Genomic DNA, 20,765 nt, shown 5'->3' on the forward strand with positions numbered 1-20,765 from the left:
AAACGATGTTGACGCAGGTGTGCCGCACTTTTCTATGCTGATGTTGACGTAAGTGTGGCGCACCTTAATAACGGTTGCGCAACGAAGTGAGCAAGCCGGCTATAGTGGTGTAGGATTCATTTCTGTAAAGCCACTGCACCGTATGACCGTTCTCGACGATCTGTACGGCTTCTGCTGCATTGTCGGTTATCGTGAATCCTTCCCGCATCAGGGCTCTTTTGGTCCAGAACAGGGCGGCGCCTTCGCCCGTTAACCGGATCGTTTTTCCATTATTGTGATGAATGGTAAATGTGCCGCTGTTTTTGTCGAATACAAAACCTTCGCGGTGAAACGCCGCTTCAAAGGCGCCATTCAACACAATGTCTTCAGGGGCACCCTGCGTGAATACACCATCATTCCGCAGCAGCCATACCTGGTCGGCCGATTGCAGGGCAAGGTCAAGATCATGGGTAGAAAGCAAAATGCCTTTGCCCGTTGTTTTGGCCAGCTGGTGCAGCAGGTGCATCAGCGATACCCGGTTGGGCAGGTCGAGGTGCGCGGTTGGTTCATCCAGGATGATGAGCGGTGTGTCCTGGGCGAGTGCCCTTGCCAGCATAACTTTCTGCGATTCGCCATCACTCAGCTCGCTTAACTTTCTATTGGCAAATACAGTAGTGCCGGTCATATCCATGGCCCATGCTACTATTTTACGGTCATCGGGTTGCATGGTGCCCAGCCAGTTCGTGTAAGGAAAGCGGCCCAATGAAATAATGGAATACACATTCAGGTTACCCGTGCGCACTTTTTCGGTAAGCACCATACTCAGGCGTTTGGCTCTTTCCAGCGGCTTCAGCCTGTTGATATTTTTTCCGCCGGTATCTACAGTGCCTGATATGGCAGGTTGTAAACCGGCCAGGGTGCGGATGAGCGTTGATTTGCCGGCGCCGTTAGGGCCCAGCAAACAAATGAGCTGACCGGCAAATATTTCCAGGTCAAGCGGTCCGGCAAGGGTTTTTTCTTCTTTGGTTCCCTTGCTATAGCCAATGCATAACCGGCCCGCTTTTAATAAAGGTGCTGTTTTATGCATCAGAAAGAATTTTTTAAATTATTCCGGCTCATAATGATCCAGATGACGACTGGTGACCCCACCAGCGCGGTAATGACATTGATCGGTAAAACGGCATTGCTGCCCGGCAGCTGTGCAATGATATCGCAGAGCAGCATCAACGATGTGCCCATCAAACAACAGGCGGGGATCAGCATGCGATGATCCGAGGTATTGAACAGCGTGCGTGCCAGGTGTGGTACCGCAATGCCTATAAAGGCTATGGGACCGCAAAAGGCGGTAATGCTGCCTGCCAGTAAACTGGTGCTGCCAATGATGAGCAGGCGCGCCCGGTTTACCGTTAAGCCCATGGTGCTGGCATAATGCTCCCCGAGCAATAAGGTATCCAGCATTTTTGACGAAGCAAATGCGATGAGCAGGCCTATTGCTACTACTATGCCCAGCAGGTAGAGCTGACTGCCCGAAACACCGCCCAGCGAACCGAATGTCCATAATAAATAATCCTTCACCTGTTCGGGCGCGCTGAAGTATTGCCAGATGCTGACAACAGCGAGGGTAATATTGCCGATCATAACCCCAACGATGAGCATAACGACATTATCTCTTATGCGGGCCGAAATGGCTATGATGAGGAACATGATGAGCGCGGCGCCCAGCGAGGCTGCCAGCAGAATGAGGGAACTTCCCGAGAAACCCAGTTCCTTAATGGCATACAGGGTGGTAATGCTGCCTGCCGATAACATTACCAGCGCCACACCCAGACTGGCGCCTGCTGTAATGCCGAGGATGGAAGGGCCTGCGAGGGGATTGCGGAAAAGCGTTTGCATTTGTAAACCGCTTACCGGTAATCCGCAACCTACGATCACCGCTGTAACGGCCTTGGGTATCCTGATGTTTTCGATTATATAGATCCAGGCATCATTCTCCGCCTTGCCTGAAAGAACAATATCCAGCACGGCAGGCAGTGGTATCGATACAGAACCAAATGCGATGTCGGTGATAAATGCGATCAGCAGCAACAAGAACAACAGGCTCAGCTTCATGATGGAAGCCGTCCATGAAAATTGCCGGGTAGCAGTATCCATTGCTACGTTCATTATGGTAATTGTTGATAATAATAAAGTTGGTGGTCGGGCAGTATTTCCGGGTGAAAGATCTTCACCAGGTCGGCCAGGATGCGTGCCGGATTTACCGCGCCGGACTCCCAGTAGTCATTGGCGCCAATGTCGTTGGTGCGCTTGTTGTTGTTATACATGGTCCCTTTCTGGTACGCATTGAACTTTGTATAACGGGGGTCAGCGGCGGCGATCTCTGACCTGGAACGGGCAGTGCTCATATTGATCCAGAAATCGGCTTTCAATGCTACCGGCGCTACCGTTTCAAAATTAAGCGCCAGGCTGCCGGTACTTATCACATCTGCCCAATGGTATTGGGCGCCGGCGTCCTTTATGAACTGCGTCATGTAGCTGTCGCCATCCGGAACATGCCAGGTTCCTTTAAAGGGCATGCCCACGACAACGGAAGGATGCTGGCTGGCTTTTGCGCCGAGCGCTTTGAGGCGCTGGTATTCATTTTCCATCGCTTCAAATTTCCGGTTCACTTCTTCTTCTTTATTCAACAGGGCTGCCATGAGCTTTACCCATTCCGAACGGCCGAGCGGATCTTTTTCCAGCCATTCTGCATTCACCATTACCGGAATGCCTGCGCTGGTGAGGGGCTGGTAACGGCTGATAGGCGCTACCGCACTGCCCATGGTCATTACGAGGTCGGGCTGCATGGCAATGATCAGCTCATGGTTCATTTCGCTGCCATTACCTACTTCGGCCACTTTCCCGTTGGCCAGGTTCTTACGCACGGTGGGTGAAGTAACATATTTGGGTTCTGCGAGTCCGGCAATTACATCCGCCGCACCCATGAAATCAGCCATGCCTACGTGCATGGAAGAAGTGACCACTATTTTTTGAACAGGGATCTGTATTACCTGTGCATTTGGGTAACCGGCAGGAGCAGGTTTGCCTCTTTGCACCAGTACATATTGTAATGTGTCGCTTTTGTCGGAGAACCGGTTTATGATCTTCACGAGCTTGAAGTCGTCGAAATAATCTATCGTAAATCCTTTGGAGTGTACCAGTTTGGTTTTAGCAACGGCTGCCGGTTGATCCTTGCCTGCGGGCGAAGGGGATGTAGCCGCCTGTTTACAGGAGCTGCCCGTTAATAACAATAAACCGATACTAAAAATGCCCAGTGAACGTGATCGGGTAATGGGTTGCAGAAAAAATGGTTTTCTGCTCTGAAGAAGGAGCCTGCTATGTTTCATTCTTGCTCTTTGCCTTTCTGCCGAAAGCGGTGAGTAAATATTGATTATTAAAAGGCAGGTCTTCTGACTTGTTCTATGTTAATGCCTTCCCATCCCGGTCAGGCCGGGGCAGTGGCTTATGTGTTTAACAACCGCAAGCCGACAATCGACAGTCAACAATCGGCAGTATGCGATTGTCGATTCATGATTGACGATTCACGAAGAACTTACAGCAGCGGAGACTGTTCCGGACTTACACCGGATTCCCTATTAAAGCAGCAAGTGCTGCTACCTTCGGCGGCGAAAGTAGTGATTATTTTTGATTTATGCATTCAGAGCTGTGCCAGACCTCCAGGGTGTGGTTTATTTGCGTGTTGCTGGTTGATGGTCTCCCTGATAAAGTTCACTCTGTTATGTATGTTTGCGGGTGGTACTTCTACCAGCGTAAAGCCCAGGGCTTTGTAAGTTTCCCTGATGTTTATATACAAATGAACGGCTTCATCAAAGGTTTGCCATCGCTCGGCGTCGTTTACATAAATGGCCTGCCACGGCGGCAATATAAAAACCAGTGGCTGATAGGGGTGATGCTGTAGTGCCGTGTAATAACGGTCGTGAACGGGCAGGGCAGCTGCTTTCAGGTAGGCGATAATATCGGGAATGCCGCGGTCGAAAAAAGTGGTGCCTGTATAAGCCGTGGTTTGTTTGTATGAATCTATCATGCGGTCCAGGACTTTTTCCGCAAAACCCGAAAGGTTGATCCAGGGTAGGCAGTCGGAACCAGTGGCCACCAGTTCTGCGATCAGCCGGCGTGAAGCTTCTTGCGAACAAAAATAACCGGCATCTGCCAGTGCGTGCAGCAGGCTTGTTTTGCCGGCGCCGGGTCCGCCGGTGATGATATACCTTTCAGTGGTGTTCAATGGACGCTTATTAAGTAAAAGATCAAAGATATTATCAGAACGGCACAGCCCGTTACTTTTTGATTGATCCCCGTCGCCGTTTTTATTTCACCGGGTTGTACCATTCTGTCGTTACAACCGATAAAAGGCTTTTCCACCAGTTTACCATGATAGATGTTAGGTCCGCCAAAACGAACATTCATGATACCGGCAAGGGCTGCTTCCGGATAACCGGAATTAGGACTCTTATGCTTATGACCGTACCGGAAAATGAATTGTAAACTGCGCCGGCTGCCACTTACCAGCACCATTAAAAGGGCAGTGATGCGGGCTGGAATAAAATTCGCTGCATCATCGAGACGGGCGGCAAATTTTCCAAACAGTTCATAGCGTTCATTGCGGTAACCGATCATTGAATCAAGGGTATTGATCATTTTATAGGTCATCATACCGGGTACGCCGGCAATGGCATAATAGAAGAGAGGGGCAATTACGCCATCGCTTAGATTTTCTGACAGGGTTTCCAGCACGGCTATGCGGATCTGTTGGGGCGTTAATGCTGAAGTATCGCGGCCTACAATGCGGCTGAGTTGTTTGCGGCCTGCTTCAAGGCCTTCTTCATGCAAAACGAGAAAGACTTTTTTCCCTTCTTTAATCAGGGTTTTATTGGCCAGTCCATAAAATACAAAGATGGTACTAACCACCCCGAATAACGCCGGGTGCAGGCTTAGCAGCCATTGTAATGAATAGCGAAAGCAACAAAATACGGCAATGCATAAAACGACTGACAGCAAGGCTCCTTTTAAAAGCCGGTTAAACCCCTTGTTCAATGCTTTTTCTCCCTTATAAATAAGGTTGCCAAACAAGCGGATAGGATGGGGGAGCCATTCGGGATCACCCAGCAGCAGGTCGAGTAGATAACCTGCCAGCAGCGGCAATATCAGGAGCATTGCTGGATCCATTTTTTAATGGCTTCTATTATTAGTTGGTTCTTTTCATTCGACAGGGTCGCCAGCCGGATATGTTGGTTCGTCAGGCCCCTGAAGTTGGATGCATCCCGGATCAGGATACCGTGTTCGTCGACCAGGTAGGTTTTCAATAGCGGCGCTGTGCCGACAGGCATTTTTGCCAGAAAGAAATGGGTGTGGCTGTGGCCGATCGTGAAGGACAGTTGTTGTAATTGCCCGGTCAATTGTTCTTTGTCGCTGAAGAGCTGCGCCAAAGGAAGCTGGCTCGTCGTGTAATGATCAAAGATAAAATGACCGGCTTCAATGGCCAATGCATTTACCGACCAGGGCATTTTATACCGCATTAATTGCTCTATTACGCTTGCAGCTGCCATGATATAACCCAGGCGCAAACCGGGGATGGCAAAAGCTTTGGTCATCGAACGCAGGATAATGATATTATCACAGGTGTGGATCAGGTTGAGAAGCGAGGGAACGTTTATCGTAAATTCGATGAACGCCTCATCAATTACAAACAGGGTTTGCGGATTGGCTTTCACCAATTCATGGAGCCCGTCAAACACATGACCGGTAGGATTGTTGGGATTGCAAATGAAAAACAATCCTTCCGGTGTTCGAAGGCCGCTATGTATGTTTACCTGTCGCAGGAATGCCAGCTGGTGATTGTACATACGGCAGGCATCTTCATATTCCGAAAAAGCGGGTATGGTAATAGTGGTTTTACTGGTACCGTATGCCTGCGCAATGAGGTAAATACTTTCAGTAGTGCCATTCGTGATGAGCACCTGAGAAGCCGGCAAATGATGATGGCGGCCTATTTTGCGGGCAAGGCTTTCAGCTACGACTTCGGGGTACCTGTTCAGTACCGGCCAACGGTCAACGATATGTTGTTTCAACCCGGCCGGTTCGCCTCCATACCATACATTGGTGCTGAAATCGGCGATTATCGGCCGCTTATAGCGGTATGCGTCATCTCCATGTCCTTGCAGCATAGGTGTAATGTGGGTTGTAGCAAATTCCAAGAACCAAATAAATTGCAAAATACAAAGTTCCAAGATCCTTAAAGTTTTGATAGTGGTTTGTGATTTGAGATTTGTGTTTTATTATTTGGTTCTTGTGATTTGAGATTTGGATTTTGTTATTTGGTTCTTGTGATTTGAGATTTGGATTTATTATTTGGATCTTGTGATTTGAGATTTGGGTTTTGTTATTTGGATCTTGTGATTTGGTTCTTGTGATTTTATATTTTCATGTGTTCGTAAACCAGGTTCATGTCTACATGGGCGCGAATAAGGTTGGCCAGCTTGTCATACTGTTCTTCCTTGTATTGCCGGTAATCGAAAGACGTTGCTGTCGTTTGGGTTTTTGTAGACAGCAGGTCGTTCACCACGACGTCATTATCCAGGATGCCGTGCACATAAGTACCCCAGCAGGTCTTGGAAAGATAACAGCCATCGGTACTGCCATCAGAAAAGGTGAGCACTGGTTCGGGTCCGGAACGGGTAAGGGATGTTTGTCCCATATGGATCTCATAACCGGTACATGCTGCTGCAGATTGGCGATAGGTGAAGCTGCGCTGCAGGGTTGTTTTTTCTTTTCCTATGGTGGTATGCACCGGCAGCAGACCGAGCCCGGCCACCTGGCCCTTGTTGCTTTCGACGGCAAAAGGGTCTTCAATGGTTTCGCCCATCATCTGGTAGCCGCCACAAATGCCAATGACCGTTTTGCCTTTTTTATGGGCTTCGATAATGGCAGCAGCAACCCCGTTATTTTTGAGAACGATCAGGTCTTCAATAGTGTTTTTACTGCCCGGTAAAATGATGATCTCGCTTTTGGCGATCTCTTCCGGATCGATGGTATAAAACAAATTGACAGCAGGGTCTTTATCGAGCCGGTCGAAATCGGTGAAATTGGAGAGGCGGTTGAGCAGGATGACCGCTACATTGATCTTGTTGGTTTCGGTTGCACGTTTTTTTAACCTGAGCTGAACGGAATCTTCTTCTTCAATGAAGATATCCCTGAAATAAGGCAGCACGCCAATGACGGGTACACCACACAACTCCTCGATCATCTTCCGGCCGTCCTCGAACAGGCGGCTGTCGCCCCGGAATTTATTAATGATAATGCCTTTGATGCAGGCTTTCTCTTGGGGTGTAAGCAGGGCTATCGTGCCATAGAGGCTGGCAAAAATACCACCACGGTCTATATCACCGATCAGGTAGGTGGCCGCATTGGCATGTTGAGCCACGCGCATATTGGTAATGTCGCGGTGTTTTAAATTCAGTTCGGAGATGCTGCCGGCGCCTTCTATAACGACCGGTGCATACCGGGCCGCCAGCCTGTCATATGCTTTCAATACTTCTGAGAACAGTTCCTGGCGGTCATTACCCATGAAATACTCCCAGGCCGATTGGGTGCCAATGGGTTTACCGTTCAGGATCACCTGGGCGCTTTTGTCGTTGGTAGGTTTTAGAAGCACCGGGTTCATATCGGTATGACAGGGAATACCGGCCGCTTCGGCTTGAACCGCCTGTGCGCGGCCGATCTCGAATCCTTCCGGCGTGGCATAACTGTTCAGCGACATGTTCTGTCCTTTGAACGGGGCCGGGTGATAACCATCCTGCCTGAATATTCTGCAGAACCCTGCTGTAATGATGCTTTTGCCTACATCCGAGGCCGTGCCCACAAACATTAACGAACGAAGCGGTGTATTCGATAGTGCCATCGGGCGCAAATATAGCGTTCACAGTTTACAGTTTGCTGTTCAGGGTTATCGCTTTCATCAAGCCATAGGGAAAAAATTTTCCCTGCCTGCAGCGATTTGCTTTCATGCGCATTATGATTACATTTGAGCTAAACATTTTTTATGTACGAAAGAAAGATCCCCGAATTGCTGGATTGTGGTCTGGCTGTGTCGATAAAAGTGATTGGCGGTAAATGGAAGGCCTGGATCATCGATTGCATCCGTCGAGGAGTGAGGAGGCCGAGCGCCATACATAAGGAAATGCATGAAGTGGCGCCCCGCATCATCAACATGCACCTGAAAGAGTTGGAAGAATACGGTCTTATCTATAAAAAAGTGTATGCTGAAATACCTGCACGGGTTGAATACTGTTTCACTGAAGTTGGCTACAGCGTTTTGCCGGTGGTAGATATCCTGGAGAAATGGGGCAATGAACACAAGGAATATATTTACCAGCATAAAGAAGGGTACCAGGCGGATAGTTGTCCGTTCGAACGGAAAACGGCTTAAACAAAGGCCGGTGTTGATGCCAGCACCGGCCTTTGTTAATATTAACCATTTCTTCTCAGCACTTTGATAACTGCCGCATGTTCCTCCTGTGCATAACCGGCATCTATAGCCCGTTTGAACAGGTCGGCAGCAAACACGGGCAGTTCACTGTTGATGCCAGCTTCTTTTGCCTGCTGCACCAGCAATTGCAGATCTTCGCCGGTGGTTTTAACGGTGCTTTCCGGATCGCTGAAACGGCCCTGTTGGATCACCTGGCCCATATGCCGCAACTCACCGCCTAAAATACCGGAGATCTGTTCGAGCAGGACGCCCAGGTCTTCCGGGCGAAGTCCTTCATTTTCGCAGATCAGGGCGCCATGGCAGAAGCCTATCCAGCTACCGGCCAGGTAAGCAAGTACGGCATGAAAGAGCGCTCCTGATGCTCCAGGTTCGCTGCCCATATATTGCACATTGCCGGCCAGGGCACGTAACAAACCATCCTGTTGTTTAAAAGTTGATTCGGCGCCTGAAACCGCAATGGTAGCTGCATCGGTGCCCATCTGCCTGGGCCATGCCATAATATCTCCGTTCAGGCAATAAGCGCCCTGTTGTATAACCCATGCATCCAGGTCACGGGCGTCTTTGGGGGTACCCGTGCTCAGCTGGATCAGCGTTTTGCCGCGCAGCGAAGCTGCTACGCCGTTAGTCTCCAGTATACTTCGGCTGGCTTTGTAATCTGATACACAAATGACGATCACATTACTGGCGTTAATGGCCGATGTTATGTCCGGCGCAGCTGATGCGCCCATCTCTACCAGCGGCTGCATTTTTGACTGGTTCCTGTTCCAAACCGTTACGCTGAATTTTTTTTCGATAAATGCACGTGTCAGTGCCGCACCCATTGATCCTGCTCCGATCACAGTGACATTGCGCTCATTTGTTGTTGTTGTCATCTTTTTCGTTTTTAAATAGGCCGGCAAATTAGCGCTGATAAAGGCCGTTGACAATACGGGAAAAAAGATTCCCCTGGGGGAAAATTTATTGAGCGAGCCGCATCGTTCGCTTTAGGTAACAGCAGTTGTTACACAGGGCATTTATTTTTAGTAAGTTTGTTTCAAAGATGTCTCAAGTAAATTATTGGTGTGTATGGGCCAACAGGAAATTAACGGGGGTTACAGAATTCCGGCGCCACCGGCTTTCGAAGAAGTATTTACACATTTTTATGTGGCTGGGAATACGTCGGCAGCCGTTATCAAAAAAACGTTGCTGCCGTCATTTCAGACGATCCTGGTTTTCAGTTTTGGCCAGCCTGTTACCATGATCACGCGGCAGAACAATGAAGTGGAAATAGACAAGTGTATTGTTGTTGGTCCCATCAAACAGGCATTTGATTACAGTTTATCGCCCGGTGCCGAAATACTGGTTGCCAATTTTAAAGAAGACGCTTTTTTCCGGTTCTTCGGGCAGGCGGCTATTGCGGATAAATTTCCGGTACATCCTGACGATCTGGTGAATGAGAATTGTTTTACGGTTTTATGGGAAGCGCTCAGGAAAATAAACGGCACAAGTGAAAAGGTAAACTATATACTTGATTTTTGCCGGCCTTATTTACAACAACGTGATCCCATTGCCCGGCAGATCGTCGATTTTCATGGCGACAACCTGAGCTCTATAAAGGCAATATCAGAAAAGAATGAACTGTCGGAAAGAGCAGTGCAGCTGTACCATAAAAAACACCTGGGTTTTTCAGCAAAAGAGTTGAACCGGTACCAGCGTTTTCTTAAAGCCGTTCAATTGATACAAGACATTGCCGCTAAGCATACTGCTATTGACTGGTTCGAGATCATCAGTGAATGCGGCTATTACGACCAGAGTCAGTTGATACACGACTTTACTCATTTTCTTAATATTAGTCCAACCAAATACCTCCGCTTTCAACAGGATATCTGTTATGCCAGATCCTGAGTTTCGTTTTCTTACAATTTCAGGCGATTGATACCAGCCATCTTTGTGTCATCAAATAACAACAAAAAAAATTGTATGACACAGGCAAAAATCCTGCTTACAGGCGCAACCGGATCAGTAGGTTCCCAACTGGTAAAAAGACTCGCTGCATTACATGTTCCTTTCAAAGCACTGGTACGTCCGGGTAACAAAAGCGACTTTCTGAAAAGCATTCCGCAGGCTACCATTATAACCGGAGACCTGGCAGATCCATCCGGTTTAGATCAGGCATTGCAGGGTATTGAGAAGGTGTTTTTACTTACCGATTCATCAGCACAGGCCGAAGAATTACAATTGAACCTTGTAAACGCAGCGCACCGCGCCGGGGTTTTACACATTGTGAAATTGTCGCAATTTGCGGCTGAAGCTGATTCACCTGTACGCTTCCTGCGGTACCACGCCCATGTAGAAAACCGGATCAAAAACTTGGGCATGGCGTACACTTTTCTTAGGCCTAATTTATTTATGCAGGGACTGATCGCGTTGAAGGACTATATAAAACACGAGGCAAAATTTTATGCAGCCGTGGGGAATGCGGCCATCAGTCTGGTTGATGTGCGGGATATTGCTGTTGTGGCTGCAGTAGTGCTTACCGAACCTGGTCACGAAAACAAAACTTACAATATTACAGGTGGTGAATCCCTTACGCATTATGAAATGGCGGCTATTTTCTCAGCGGAATTGGGTAGAAACATTTCATTTATTGATGTAAGTTCCCAACAAATGGAAGGCGCCTTGCGGGCAGCGGGATTTCCGGAATGGCAGTTGATGGGGTTGATCGAAGACTATGCGCATTATGCGAGAGGTGAGGCTGCAGCGGTGTATGACACAGTGAAGGCCGTTACCGGCAGCCAGCCTGTTTCCTTCCGGCAGTTTGTGCATGATCATCAGGCATTATTCTCATAAATAAATCAACCCCCGCGGTGCCGCCGGGAGTTGTTTCTTATGTCGTTGATTCAATGCAGATCCCTCGTTACCTCGGCGCCAGAACCGCCGCGTAACACATCGAGGTCGGCGCCAAGATGGGCCTGTTGCACATGATCGATATAGAACTTTACATAACCGCGTGTTGCCATTGGAGCAGGCGCCTGCCAGTTAGCTTTACGGGCAGCCAGTTCTTCCGCAGAGATCTCCAAATGCAGTTTCCTGGCGGCTACATCCAGTTCAATGATGTCACCGTTTTGCACAAGGGCCAGCGTGCCGCCGATGGATGATTCAGGCGACACATGTAATACCACCGTTCCGCCGGCCGTACCGCTCATACGGCCATCCGAAATGCGCACCATATCTTTAATGCCTTTTTGCAACAGCTTCATCGGCAGGTCAACATTACCTACTTCAGGCATACCTGGATAACCTACGGGGCCAACCCCTTTTAATACGATCACACAATGTTCATCGATGTCCAATGAGGGATCATCTATACGTGCATGATAATCTTCGATACTTTCAAACACCACGGCGCGGCCCCGGTGTTTTAACAAATGCGGTGAAGCGGCTGAGGGTTTTATGATAGCGCCCTGTTCGGCCAGATTGCCTTTTAGAACGGCCATGCCGGCTTCTTTTTTCAGGGGCTGCTGGAGGGGAGCAATCACATCGGTATTATAGCAGGTAGCCAACGCGCTGTTGGCACTGATGCTTTTTCCGTTCACGGTTATTGCGTTATTATGCAGCCAGGACTCCATTTCCTTGATGATCACCGGTAGGCCGCCGGCATAGTAAAAATCTTCCATCAGGTATTTGCCGGATGGTTTCAGGTTCAATAACAGGGGCACTTTGCTGCCGATGTTATCGAAATCCTGCAGTGTCAGCGGTACGCCTATCCGGCCTGCGATGGCCAGTAAATGTATGATGAAGTTGGATGAACCGCCAATGGCCGAATTAATGACGATGGCGTTCTCAAATGCTTCGCGGGTGAGGATACGGGATAGTTTCAGGTCTTCCTTAACCATGTCTACAATCCGCCGGCCGCTCATTTGGGCCAGTTGTTTTTTGCGGGCGTCAACAGCGGGAATGGCGGCTGCACCGGGCAGGGTGAGGCCAAGGGCTTCCGCCATGCAGGCCATGGAACTGGCAGTGCCCATGGTCATGCAATGGCCCTGGCTGCGGGCAACACCCGTTTCCACCTCGTAAATATCCTGTTCGGTGTAATTGTCTACACCCTGTTTTTCTTTGATCAGCCAGTTAAAGGTGCCGCTGCCGATACACTCACCACGAAAACGTCCGTTCAGCATGGGACCGCCGGGAACTACGATGGTAGGCAGGTCAACGCTGCAGGCGCCCATGATAGTGGAGGGGGTGGTCTTGTCGCAGCCGGTGAGCAGCACTACGCCATCGATGGGATTGGCGCGAATGGTCTCTTCTACATCCATACTGGCCAGATTGCGGAACAGCATGGTCGTGGGCCGCATCACCGTTTCACCGAGTGAGGTAACGGGGAACTCCAATGGAAAACCGCCGGCTTCAATGACGCCGCGTTTAACCACCTCCGCCAGATCGCGCAGGTGATTGTTGCAGGGCGTTAGCTCGCTCCAGGTATTGCAAATGCCGATCACGGGTCTGTTCACAAAATAGTCATCGGGGTAACCCTGGGTACGGAACCATGAGCGGTGCACAAATCCCATCTTGTCTGATCTGCCGAACCAGTCGGCGCTGCGTAGTTTTTTATTGGTAGCCATTCTTATCTAGTTATGTTTTCTTACAGGTAATGCCCGGTGTATTTAGCAAGCGTTACAAGTTGCAGGTTACAGGGAAGTCAAACACAGTTACCTGTCGCCGGTTCCCGGTTACCAGGGGCGCGGCCTCCAAATCAGTCAGGCCCGGCAACTGGTACCTTGCAACGTGTAACCTGTAACAGCCCTTTTTATAACGTGATCATCACATTGGCCATACAACATTGTTACGTTAAGGTTTATCCCACCACACCCTCGTACTCAACCTATCAGGCCCCTGCCGGGAAATGGCCTCATTCACATTCTCGGTATTCACACTTAGTTCTGAAGTAGGATAAGTGAGCCGCCTGATAAATGTTCCATTAGGCACATCCGGATTGTTCGGTTGTCCATAAGGATTCGGCGTGAGCTCCGGATAACCGCTTCTCCTAAAATTAGCAAAAGCTTCGGGGCCATTCAAAAAAGAAGCGATCCAGTACTGGGTATTGATCTGTTTCAGTTCATTGCCGGCAGTGACGGGATTCGCCGTTATATACGCATCGCGGTCTGTGGCGCTAACGGCGGAATTTACGTCATAGAAGGCCATCTGGTCCATATGCGCTTTGATGCCATCTGAAAAGTATTGTGCGACTGTGCCGGTGTTGATCCATCCGCGGAACCGGGCTTCTGCCAGCAGCAGGTTGGTTTGCGCGGCGGTTACCAGGAAAACGGGTGAAGAGATCTTTACCATCCGGCGGCGGTCGAGCTGACTGTAATCATAAAAACTGGCCAGTCCATCGGCGGTAGCGGCAGCGCCAATGGTACCATTGTCTTTTCCTATAGGCATACCGATCTGTTTGGCAGGATCGGTAGAGCCGGCAGCTGCTGTTTGTCCGGCCCCGCTGGTAGCGCCCACATACCTCACGGCAATGGATTGCAGGCGTGGATCATTCGTGCTTTTTAAGTGATCAACGAACGGTTTGGTGAGGTAGAAATTGGCGGCCTCACTGCCGTTGAGGGTGCCGCCGATAGGCTGCGTGAAATTGTCGTCATGGCGGATGTAGGCATTGTCGGTATTGTCGGTGATGACGCCCCCGGCCACCGCTGCCTGCACCGTGCTTTGTGCTTTGGCCGGATCTATCTTGCTTAACCGCATTCCGGCGCGCAGCAGAAGAGAGTAGGCAAATTTTTTCCATTTAGCTACATTGCCTGCGTACAACACGTCGCCACTCTCGATGGTGGCGGTGGGGGTAAGCGCTGCTGCCGCTTCCGTCAGTTCCTGAATGATCTTCGGATAAATATCCTGCTGGCGGTCGTAGGCGGGAAACATGATACGTTCCGCTAATCCTGCTCCGCCCTGGGTATAAGGGATGTCGCCATATTCGTCGGTAAGAATCATAAACACGTACGACTGGTAAATGCGTGCCATATTATACATGTTACTGCGCAGGGGGTTGTCTTTGGCACGGGTCAATGCGTCGTAGGTATTCTTGATCACGCTTTGATAGTATGCCGTCCATAAGGGCTGCGTGGTTACATCCCGGCTGTCCTGGTTGAAATTGGCGCCTGCTAGTACACCACCGTTGGGCGTTACCATTTGTTGAACGATACCCACATCAAATACCAGTGACTTTACGGGAAAGGATGTATTGATGATGGCCTGGTTCAATAATAAAGCCGGATCCAGCGAAGTAGGATTTGTTTCGTTCACATTGAGGTCAGACAGTCCTTTTTCGCAGGAAGCTGTCATAACCAGCAGTACGAACAGGTATAGCTTGTTTACGATCTTTTTCATGATGGAAAGTGTTAGAATTTTATATTCAGGTTCAATCCAAAGCTGCGGGTGGTTGGCAGGCCGGGCGATTCCAGTCCAACCTGGTTATCGGAACCAAAGCCAAATGTTTCCGGGTCAATATTCTCTACCCACTTCTTTAACATCAATACGTTGTTGGCTACCAGGTCGAGCTTCAGACCTTTGACCGGCCATTTTGCCGGGATGTATTTGGTGAGATCGTAACCCAGCGATATCTGGCGCAGTTTCCAGTACCCGCCATTATAAATTACGGGTTCCACGATCTGCTGTGACCGAAGATGTTCCCAATAAGTTTGCACCGGTGCTACGGCGTTATTAGGATTGCCGCTGGCATCAACGCCGTTTCCTTTAACACCGCCTTCGCGGCCTTGCAGCGTCATTTTATGCAAACCATGCCGTACTGCATTGAAGTTAGTGCCCGACAGCATTTTATTACCCAGTTTGTAATCGATGAAAACGGTAAGATTAATCCCTTTATAATTGACGGTATTCAGGAAGCCGCCCACCCATTTAGGTAAAGCACTGCCAAACAACACGAAATCGGCTGTGCGTTGGGGTAAACCGTTCGACTGGAAGATCATTTGTCCTTTTGCATCCTTTGCATAGCCGTAGCCGGCGATCTGTCCCATTTCCTGGCCTACCACATGCCGGGTTTCGCCGTTGAAGACGTGCGTGCCGGTTGTAATGCGTTCACCCGGTTTGTCTGAAATAATGCTGAGTACTTTGGTAATATTATACGACGTATTGGCTGTGAACTCCCAGGTCAGATCCGCCGTTCTTACCGGGGTAAGGTTCAGCATGGCTTCAAAGCCATAGTTGCGGCTTTTGCCGCTGTTGATAGGTGTATTGAGATAACCCGATGCATCGGAGATCTGTACCAGTACGATCTGGTCGCTGGTAATTTTGCGATAGGCCGCCAGGTCAACGATCACGCGATTATTGAACATGCGTAATTCGAGTCCTGCTTCCGTTTCGGCTACCCGGCTGGGTTTCAGGTCGGGATTAGGCAGTGTAGTGCCGGTAACATTATTGCTGATATTGCTGGTGCCAACCGGTACCGGCCGGCCATTGGGGTTATTGATGAAATTGGCATTGGCCGTGTAGAACAATTGATCGGAATAAGGCGGTACATCGCCATCGCTGCCTACTTCGGCATAACCCAGCCGCACCTTGCCGAAATTCAACCAGCTGATGTTTGGTAAATGTTCCGAGAAAACATAACTGCCGGAAACAGATGGATACAGAATACTTCTATTGGCCGGCGCCAGCGTAGAGAACCAGTCATTACGTAAAGTACCGGTAACATAGAATGTCTGCCTCCAGTTCAGTTCGGCTGATCCATACAGGGAGTTCACGCCCTGTTCAATGCGGGTATAAACCGGATCCTTGGCTCTTCCGTTCTGCACGGTATAAATGCCACGCGTGATAAAATCAGTAACTACCACGTTGTTGATGTCAGACCGTTTACGCATGCGGTTGCCACCGGCATTGATATTTATTTCCAGCTCGCTGAACTTTCTATTGGCATTTAACAGGAAATCGAGGTTTGTTTCCCGAAAGCGGCGCGACTCCTGCGTATACACGCCATTTACGAAACCGGGCGGCGCCGCAGTACGCGAGGCCTGGCCGGTAGGGAAATTGTTCACCTCCATATCACGCGACCAGTAGTCCTGCCCAAAACGGCCCTGCAGGCTCAACCAGGAAAGCAGGTTGTATTTCAACGCCACATTGCCGAATATGCGGTCCCGTTTTATATTATTGAATTGTTCTGCGAGCACCCAATAAGGATTGGTGCGGTTGGTAAATCTTGACCAATTGTACTCATTACCGGCTGCATTGTATTTATTCTCATCCAGTACCTGCAGCGGCATGGAGGTAGACAGGGCCATAAGGGTAGTGGGAATGGAGTTGTCCTGGTTGGTTATGTTCGGCGGGTTCTTGTTGATCTCGCGCGAATAGTTCATGTTGCCCGAGATCAGGAACTGCTCTGATAAATTATAGCTGAAACCAAGGTTCATCGATTTCCGGTTAAAGGAATTATTGGGCATGATGCCTTTATTGTCGGTGTTGTTCAATGATAACCGGAGGCCGCCTTTGTCGTTGCTGCTTTCAAAAGCCACGGTATTCGAAAAATTCTGCCCATTGCGGTAGAATTCCTTAATGCGGCTGCCCTGTGCTTCATAGGGAACCGTAAGGTTGTTGAAAAGGATATGTGTCATGCCGGGCGCAAACTTTTCGCCGAAGGACCATTGTCCCGAAGTAGGATTAGGCGTGGTTGGACGAACACCGTTCTCTCCCTGGCCGTATTCCTGCTGATAATCGGTAAAATCGAGTGGCCTGTCGGTCGTATAGTTCATATTATAAGTGACTCCGATGCCCTTTGTTTTACCTTTCGTTTTTGTCGTTATCATGATAACGCCGTCCTTGGCCCGCGAGCCGTACAGCGCCGACGCGGGTGCGCCTTTTAATATGGTCATACTTTCAATATCATCCGGGTTGATGCTCGATAGACCATCACCGCCGTCGGCAAACACCCCGCCGCCTTTTACGGTTATTGTGTTGTCGTTAAAGTTGGTATTGTCTACGGGCACGCCGTTGATAACGATCAGCGGATTGTTCTGTCCGGAAATAGACGACTGGCCGCGGATGCGGATCTTGGAAGTGCCGCCCGGGCCTGTACCCAAAGACGAAATGTTCACGCCCGCTACCTTGCCCTGCAGCGCATTCATCACGTTGCTCGTGCGGTTCACGCTCAGTTCCTCGGGCTTTACATTGGTTGCCGAATACCCTAAACCCCGGGCCTGTTTTTTTATACCCAGCGCTGTTACGATCACTTCCCCCATTTGCTGGTTATCAGCCGGGAGCGAAACGGTCAGCGTGCTGCGGCCATCAATGGCAACTTCAGTACTTTTAAATCCTACGGAAGTAAAGACAAGGGTGGCATTAGCCGGAGCTGCAAGGCTGAATTTGCCATCGTAGTCGGTAGTGGTTCCCTGCGAAGTACCTTTTACGATGACCGACACCCGGGAAAGCTTCTGGCCTTTTTCATCTGAAACAGTGCCAGATACAGTCACAGTTTGTGCGTGGGTAACGGACAGGAATAAATGAAATAAGAGGAGCAGCCATATCACCGCAAAGCGGGCTGGCCTGCCGAGAGCATGCTTTTTCATACCGGCAAGTTGTTTTGGTGAGAAATCGTTGGATGGACAAATTATCCGGTATTAGGGGTAAAAACTTCCAAAATAAAACAGTGTTGAATTTTGTACATACAGGCGGAATAAATTTCCTTATTTTATATAACCGTCCGGAAAGGGTGAGATTGGGTTTTCCATAAGTACATAAAGCCATATGAATCAATTTGTGCTACAACACGGTAAATCGGCCGAACTGCTGCTGTTCCCGCATATCCTGGAAGTGGGCATAAAAAAGAATGGCGCCATCCAGCTCAATGCCTTTCCTGCTACCGTTACACAAAGTTTACGGATCTATTATATAATAGATGGCCGGTTTGAATGGCGCATCGATCGTTTGCCTTATATCATTTATCCCGGCGATGTAGTACTGATCCTGCCCGGTAGCTCCTTTGGCAGCGATAACGGGGTGTTGGAGATCGGCTCTTTTACCTGGATCCATTTAAACATTCAAAAGCTCGATAACGGCCATTTGCAACCTGGAAGCTGGAGTGGTTTGTCGGAAAGTGAAAGCGCAGCCATCGGCAAAATATTATCATTGAATGGCTCGCCGGTAATCTCGAAATGCAGTGAGGTTGGAAAGATCCTCAGGTGTATACATACAGAATTATTTGGTAATGAAGTAGGCTACCAGGCAAGCATCAATCACCAGCTGGATGAACTGCTGATCCAGATCGGCCGTAAAATGACGCGGCAAAGTCATTCCGCCCGTGACTTCCCAAAGTCTTTTATGCATTTGGAGGCGGTATTGCGCCAGGACCTGGCGCATCAATGGACGGTAGAAGAAATGGCCGCCCTGGTTGGGATGGGCACTACCTTGTTCACCGAGCGGGTAAAAAGTTATTCAGGTTTTTCACCCATCAACTACCTGATCAATATCAGGATATCAGAAGCCATCAAACTATTAAAACGGCCGGAGATTTCTGTTACTGACATTGCGCTGGATACAGGCTTTTATTCGTCGCAACATTTTTCAACCACATTTAAAAAGCTAACCGGTTACCGGCCCAGTGAATTCAGAAAAAATCATTTGCGTAATTCATAATGAGAGTAAACATGAAATGCATCATTACAATTGAGTTAGGAACAAATGGGGTAAGGGTCTTTGCCTTCGACCTCAATGGCCGCGTCATCGGTTCGATGAAAGGCTATTTTCCTACATTTCATACCGAGCCCGATCACAGTGAGCAGGACCCTGAGCAGATCTTTATTACCACCCTGTATGTACTGAAGAATTTACTCAACGAATATATACATCCCCGGAAACACCAGGTGGTTTCTATTTGTTTCAGCGCCTCCATGCATAGCGTGCTGCCCGTCGATAAGAGCGGTAACCCGCTGGGCAACGCCATCACCTGGGCCGATAACCGGGCGAAGAAAGAAGCTCAGGAATTGCGCAGCGCAGCCCTTGGCAAAAAATTGTATGCCGCTACCGGCACACCGATCCATCCTATGTCGCCATTGCTGAAAATAACATGGATGAAACACCGCGATACCGAACGTTTCCGGCTGGCCAGTAAATTCCTGTCCATTAAAAGTTATATCATTCACCAGTTGACAGGTGAACTCCTGATGGATTACAGTATTGCTTCCGCCACCGGATTGATGAATATTCATACGCTGCATTGGGAAGCCGATGCATTGAAATATGCCGGCATCACCACTTCGCGGCTGCCGGAACTCGCGCCGGTATTTACGGCTGCAGGTAAACTCAAAAAAGCCTACCTGCAATCGCTGCGGCTGCCGCCGGAAACAAAAGTTCTCATTGGCTCCAGCGATGGCTGCCTGGCTACGCTGGGCGATGGGGTGAAGGGAGAAGGCAAAGCCACGATCACCATTGAAGACAGCGGCGCCGTACGCGTAATGGGCCCAACGGTCCTGAAAGATGAGCAAATGCGCTTTTTCAATTACCTGCTCACGGATAATTGCTACGTTTCCGGCGGACCCACCAATAACGGCGGAAATATCTTTGAATGGTTCAGCCGGCAGTTCGGCGATTTTACCAATCCCTTCGATCTGGAGAGCAGCATGCAGCAGCTGATGGAAGAAGCGTCAAAAGTGCCGCTGGGGTCAGAAGGCCTGTTGTTCCTTCCTTATTTGTTAGGCGAACGGGCGCCCATCTGGAATGCGCATGCACGCGGCGCTTATTTTGGGCTGAACATCAAACATGAAAGAAAACATTTTATCAGGGCCACGATTGAAGGCATCCTGTATGAGATATACAGCATCGGCAAAACGTTGGGCGAACAGCGTGCTATCAAAAGTTTGTCGGTAAACGGCAGTTTCGGTACCATTCCTTTCTGTACGCAGATCATTGCTGATATGTTCAACAAGCCTGTAAAGCTGCGGCCGCAACTGCACAGTGTAAGTTTTGGGGCGTATCTGTTAAGCGCTACTGAAATGGGCATCTACAAATCGCTCGATGAAGCAGCGCAAACGGTGGAGCTGCCAGGCGTGTATAAACCCAGGAAACAGCATCATGCGGTGTATGCTGATTACTATAACATATTTGAAAAACTGAGTGTGAAATTATATGATGAGTTTGAAGCTATAGGTTCACTGCAATCGAAGTATTCACAAACTTCATAGTTCATAATTCACAGTTCAAAGTTCACAGTTTAAAGTTCAAAGTTCATAGTTATTATGTTGAGTTATTCAGTTATTCAGTT

16 protein-coding genes and 1 riboswitch are annotated in these 20,765 nt (G+C 49.2%); of the genes, 5 read left to right on the forward strand and 11 right to left on the reverse strand.

The features are described from left to right. Positions 1 to 64: 64 nt before the first annotated feature. From JUB15_RS18245 to JUB15_RS18275, 7 genes are all read right to left on the reverse strand, one after another. The gene (locus JUB15_RS18245) at positions 65 to 1,066 is read right to left on the reverse strand and encodes an ABC transporter ATP-binding protein (protein WP_207513935.1); all 1,002 of its coding nucleotides are present in this window, start codon (positions 1,064 to 1,066) and stop codon (positions 65 to 67) included. Beyond that, positions 1,066 to 2,142, reverse strand: a complete 1,077-nt coding sequence (locus JUB15_RS18250) for an iron chelate uptake ABC transporter family permease subunit (RefSeq protein WP_242696409.1) — start codon at positions 2,140 to 2,142, stop codon at positions 1,066 to 1,068. The genes JUB15_RS18245 and JUB15_RS18250 overlap by 1 nt, the downstream gene beginning before the upstream one ends. Beyond that, positions 2,142 to 3,362: an ABC transporter substrate-binding protein gene (locus tag JUB15_RS18255; protein ID WP_207513936.1), complete on the reverse strand. Its 1,221-nt coding sequence runs from the start codon at positions 3,360 to 3,362 to the stop codon at positions 2,142 to 2,144. The genes JUB15_RS18250 and JUB15_RS18255 overlap by 1 nt, the downstream gene beginning before the upstream one ends. 36 nt (positions 3,363 to 3,398) lie before the next feature. After that, a riboswitch (cobalamin riboswitch) is annotated at positions 3,399 to 3,652 on the reverse strand. Between the two features lie 21 nt (positions 3,653 to 3,673). Then, the gene (locus tag JUB15_RS18260) at positions 3,674 to 4,258 is read right to left on the reverse strand and encodes an AAA family ATPase (protein WP_207513937.1); all 585 of its coding nucleotides are present in this window, start codon (positions 4,256 to 4,258) and stop codon (positions 3,674 to 3,676) included. Continuing rightward, positions 4,255 to 5,187: an adenosylcobinamide-phosphate synthase CbiB gene (gene cbiB / locus JUB15_RS18265; protein WP_242696410.1), complete on the reverse strand. Its 933-nt coding sequence runs from the start codon at positions 5,185 to 5,187 to the stop codon at positions 4,255 to 4,257. Before cbiB ends, JUB15_RS18260 begins: the two co-directional genes overlap by 4 nt. Then, complete coding sequence (locus JUB15_RS18270) at positions 5,178 to 6,197, reverse strand: pyridoxal phosphate-dependent aminotransferase (RefSeq protein WP_207513939.1); 1,020 nt, start codon at positions 6,195 to 6,197, stop codon at positions 5,178 to 5,180. The genes cbiB and JUB15_RS18270 overlap by 10 nt, the downstream gene beginning before the upstream one ends. 248 nt (positions 6,198 to 6,445) lie before the next feature. Next, positions 6,446 to 7,930, reverse strand: coding sequence for a cobyric acid synthase (locus JUB15_RS18275; RefSeq protein WP_242696411.1), 1,485 nt, complete (start codon positions 7,928 to 7,930; stop codon positions 6,446 to 6,448). Between the two features lie 141 nt (positions 7,931 to 8,071). Here JUB15_RS18275 and JUB15_RS18280 point away from each other — a divergent pair, with 141 nt between their 5' ends. Further along, positions 8,072 to 8,458: a winged helix-turn-helix transcriptional regulator gene (locus JUB15_RS18280; protein ID WP_207513940.1), complete on the forward strand. Its 387-nt coding sequence runs from the start codon at positions 8,072 to 8,074 to the stop codon at positions 8,456 to 8,458. A gap of 41 nt (positions 8,459 to 8,499) precedes the next feature. Here the strand turns inward: JUB15_RS18280 and JUB15_RS18285 are convergent, their stop codons facing one another. Beyond that, the gene (locus tag JUB15_RS18285) at positions 8,500 to 9,390 is read right to left on the reverse strand and encodes an NAD(P)-dependent oxidoreductase (protein ID WP_207513941.1); all 891 of its coding nucleotides are present in this window, start codon (positions 9,388 to 9,390) and stop codon (positions 8,500 to 8,502) included. Positions 9,391 to 9,583: 193 nt separating this feature from the next. On the opposite strand from JUB15_RS18285, the gene JUB15_RS18290 reads away from it, so the two are divergent. Further along, on the forward strand, positions 9,584 to 10,402 hold the full coding sequence (locus tag JUB15_RS18290) for a helix-turn-helix domain-containing protein (protein WP_207513942.1): 819 nt from the start codon (positions 9,584 to 9,586) through the stop codon (positions 10,400 to 10,402). Positions 10,403 to 10,477: 75 nt separating this feature from the next. Next, on the forward strand, positions 10,478 to 11,347 hold the full coding sequence (locus tag JUB15_RS18295) for an SDR family oxidoreductase (RefSeq protein ID WP_207513943.1): 870 nt from the start codon (positions 10,478 to 10,480) through the stop codon (positions 11,345 to 11,347). 50 nt (positions 11,348 to 11,397) lie between these two features. On the opposite strand, the gene JUB15_RS18300 is transcribed toward JUB15_RS18295, so the two are convergent. The 3 genes from JUB15_RS18300 to JUB15_RS18310 all read right to left on the reverse strand — a co-directional run bounded on the left by JUB15_RS18300 (position 11,398) and on the right by JUB15_RS18310 (position 18,075). Continuing rightward, positions 11,398 to 13,119 carry an IlvD/Edd family dehydratase gene (locus JUB15_RS18300; protein ID WP_207513944.1) on the reverse strand — a complete coding sequence of 574 codons (1,722 nt, stop codon included), beginning with the start codon at positions 13,117 to 13,119 and terminating at the stop codon, positions 11,398 to 11,400. A gap of 226 nt (positions 13,120 to 13,345) precedes the next feature. Then, the gene (locus tag JUB15_RS18305; RefSeq protein WP_207513945.1) at positions 13,346 to 14,887 is read right to left on the reverse strand and encodes a SusD/RagB family nutrient-binding outer membrane lipoprotein; all 1,542 of its coding nucleotides are present in this window, start codon (positions 14,885 to 14,887) and stop codon (positions 13,346 to 13,348) included. Positions 14,888 to 14,898: 11 nt separating this feature from the next. Beyond that, positions 14,899 to 18,075 carry a SusC/RagA family TonB-linked outer membrane protein gene (locus tag JUB15_RS18310; protein WP_207513946.1) on the reverse strand — a complete coding sequence of 1,059 codons (3,177 nt, stop codon included), beginning with the start codon at positions 18,073 to 18,075 and terminating at the stop codon, positions 14,899 to 14,901. Between the two features lie 178 nt (positions 18,076 to 18,253). Between JUB15_RS18310 and JUB15_RS18315 the strand changes: the two genes are divergently transcribed. Then, entirely contained in the window at positions 18,254 to 19,141 is an 888-nt protein-coding gene (locus JUB15_RS18315) for a helix-turn-helix transcriptional regulator (protein WP_207513947.1), read from the forward strand. A gap of 11 nt (positions 19,142 to 19,152) precedes the next feature. Further along, positions 19,153 to 20,685 (forward strand): gluconokinase, encoded by a 1,533-nt coding sequence (locus JUB15_RS18320; RefSeq protein WP_207513948.1) that lies wholly within the window; start codon positions 19,153 to 19,155, stop codon positions 20,683 to 20,685. The last annotated feature ends 80 nt before the right edge of the window (positions 20,686 to 20,765 follow it).

The sequence above is a fragment of the Longitalea luteola genome (assembly GCF_017356035.1).
Taxonomy (GTDB): Bacteria; Bacteroidota; Bacteroidia; order Chitinophagales; family Chitinophagaceae; genus Niastella; species Niastella luteola.

Bases quoted from the DNA above. Each gene is read 5' to 3' on its own strand.
- JUB15_RS18255 (WP_207513936.1), bottom strand. From the start codon at position 3,362: ATGAAACATAGCAGGCTCCTTCTTCAGAGCAGAAAACCATTTTTTCTG.
- JUB15_RS18275 (WP_242696411.1), bottom strand. From the start codon at position 7,930: ATGGCACTATCGAATACACCGCTTCGTTCGTTAATGTTTGTGGGCACG.
- JUB15_RS18285 (WP_207513941.1), bottom strand. From the start codon at position 9,390: ATGACAACAACAACAAATGAGCGCAATGTCACTGTGATCGGAGCAGGA.
- JUB15_RS18250 (WP_242696409.1), bottom strand. From the start codon at position 2,142: ATGAACGTAGCAATGGATACTGCTACCCGGCAATTTTCATGGACGGCT.
- JUB15_RS18310 (WP_207513946.1), bottom strand. From the start codon at position 18,075: ATGAAAAAGCATGCTCTCGGCAGGCCAGCCCGCTTTGCGGTGATATGG.
- JUB15_RS18245 (WP_207513935.1), bottom strand. From the start codon at position 1,066: ATGCATAAAACAGCACCTTTATTAAAAGCGGGCCGGTTATGCATTGGC.
- JUB15_RS18315 (WP_207513947.1), top strand. From the start codon at position 18,254: ATGAATCAATTTGTGCTACAACACGGTAAATCGGCCGAACTGCTGCTG.
- JUB15_RS18270 (WP_207513939.1), bottom strand. From the start codon at position 6,197: ATGCTGCAAGGACATGGAGATGACGCATACCGCTATAAGCGGCCGATA.
- JUB15_RS18300 (WP_207513944.1), bottom strand. From the start codon at position 13,119: ATGGCTACCAATAAAAAACTACGCAGCGCCGACTGGTTCGGCAGATCA.
- JUB15_RS18320 (WP_207513948.1), top strand. From the start codon at position 19,153: ATGAAATGCATCATTACAATTGAGTTAGGAACAAATGGGGTAAGGGTC.
- cbiB (WP_242696410.1), bottom strand. From the start codon at position 5,187: ATGCTCCTGATATTGCCGCTGCTGGCAGGTTATCTACTCGACCTGCTG.
- JUB15_RS18280 (WP_207513940.1), top strand. From the start codon at position 8,072: ATGTACGAAAGAAAGATCCCCGAATTGCTGGATTGTGGTCTGGCTGTG.
- JUB15_RS18305 (WP_207513945.1), bottom strand. From the start codon at position 14,887: ATGAAAAAGATCGTAAACAAGCTATACCTGTTCGTACTGCTGGTTATG.
- JUB15_RS18295 (WP_207513943.1), top strand. From the start codon at position 10,478: ATGACACAGGCAAAAATCCTGCTTACAGGCGCAACCGGATCAGTAGGT.
- JUB15_RS18290 (WP_207513942.1), top strand. From the start codon at position 9,584: ATGGGCCAACAGGAAATTAACGGGGGTTACAGAATTCCGGCGCCACCG.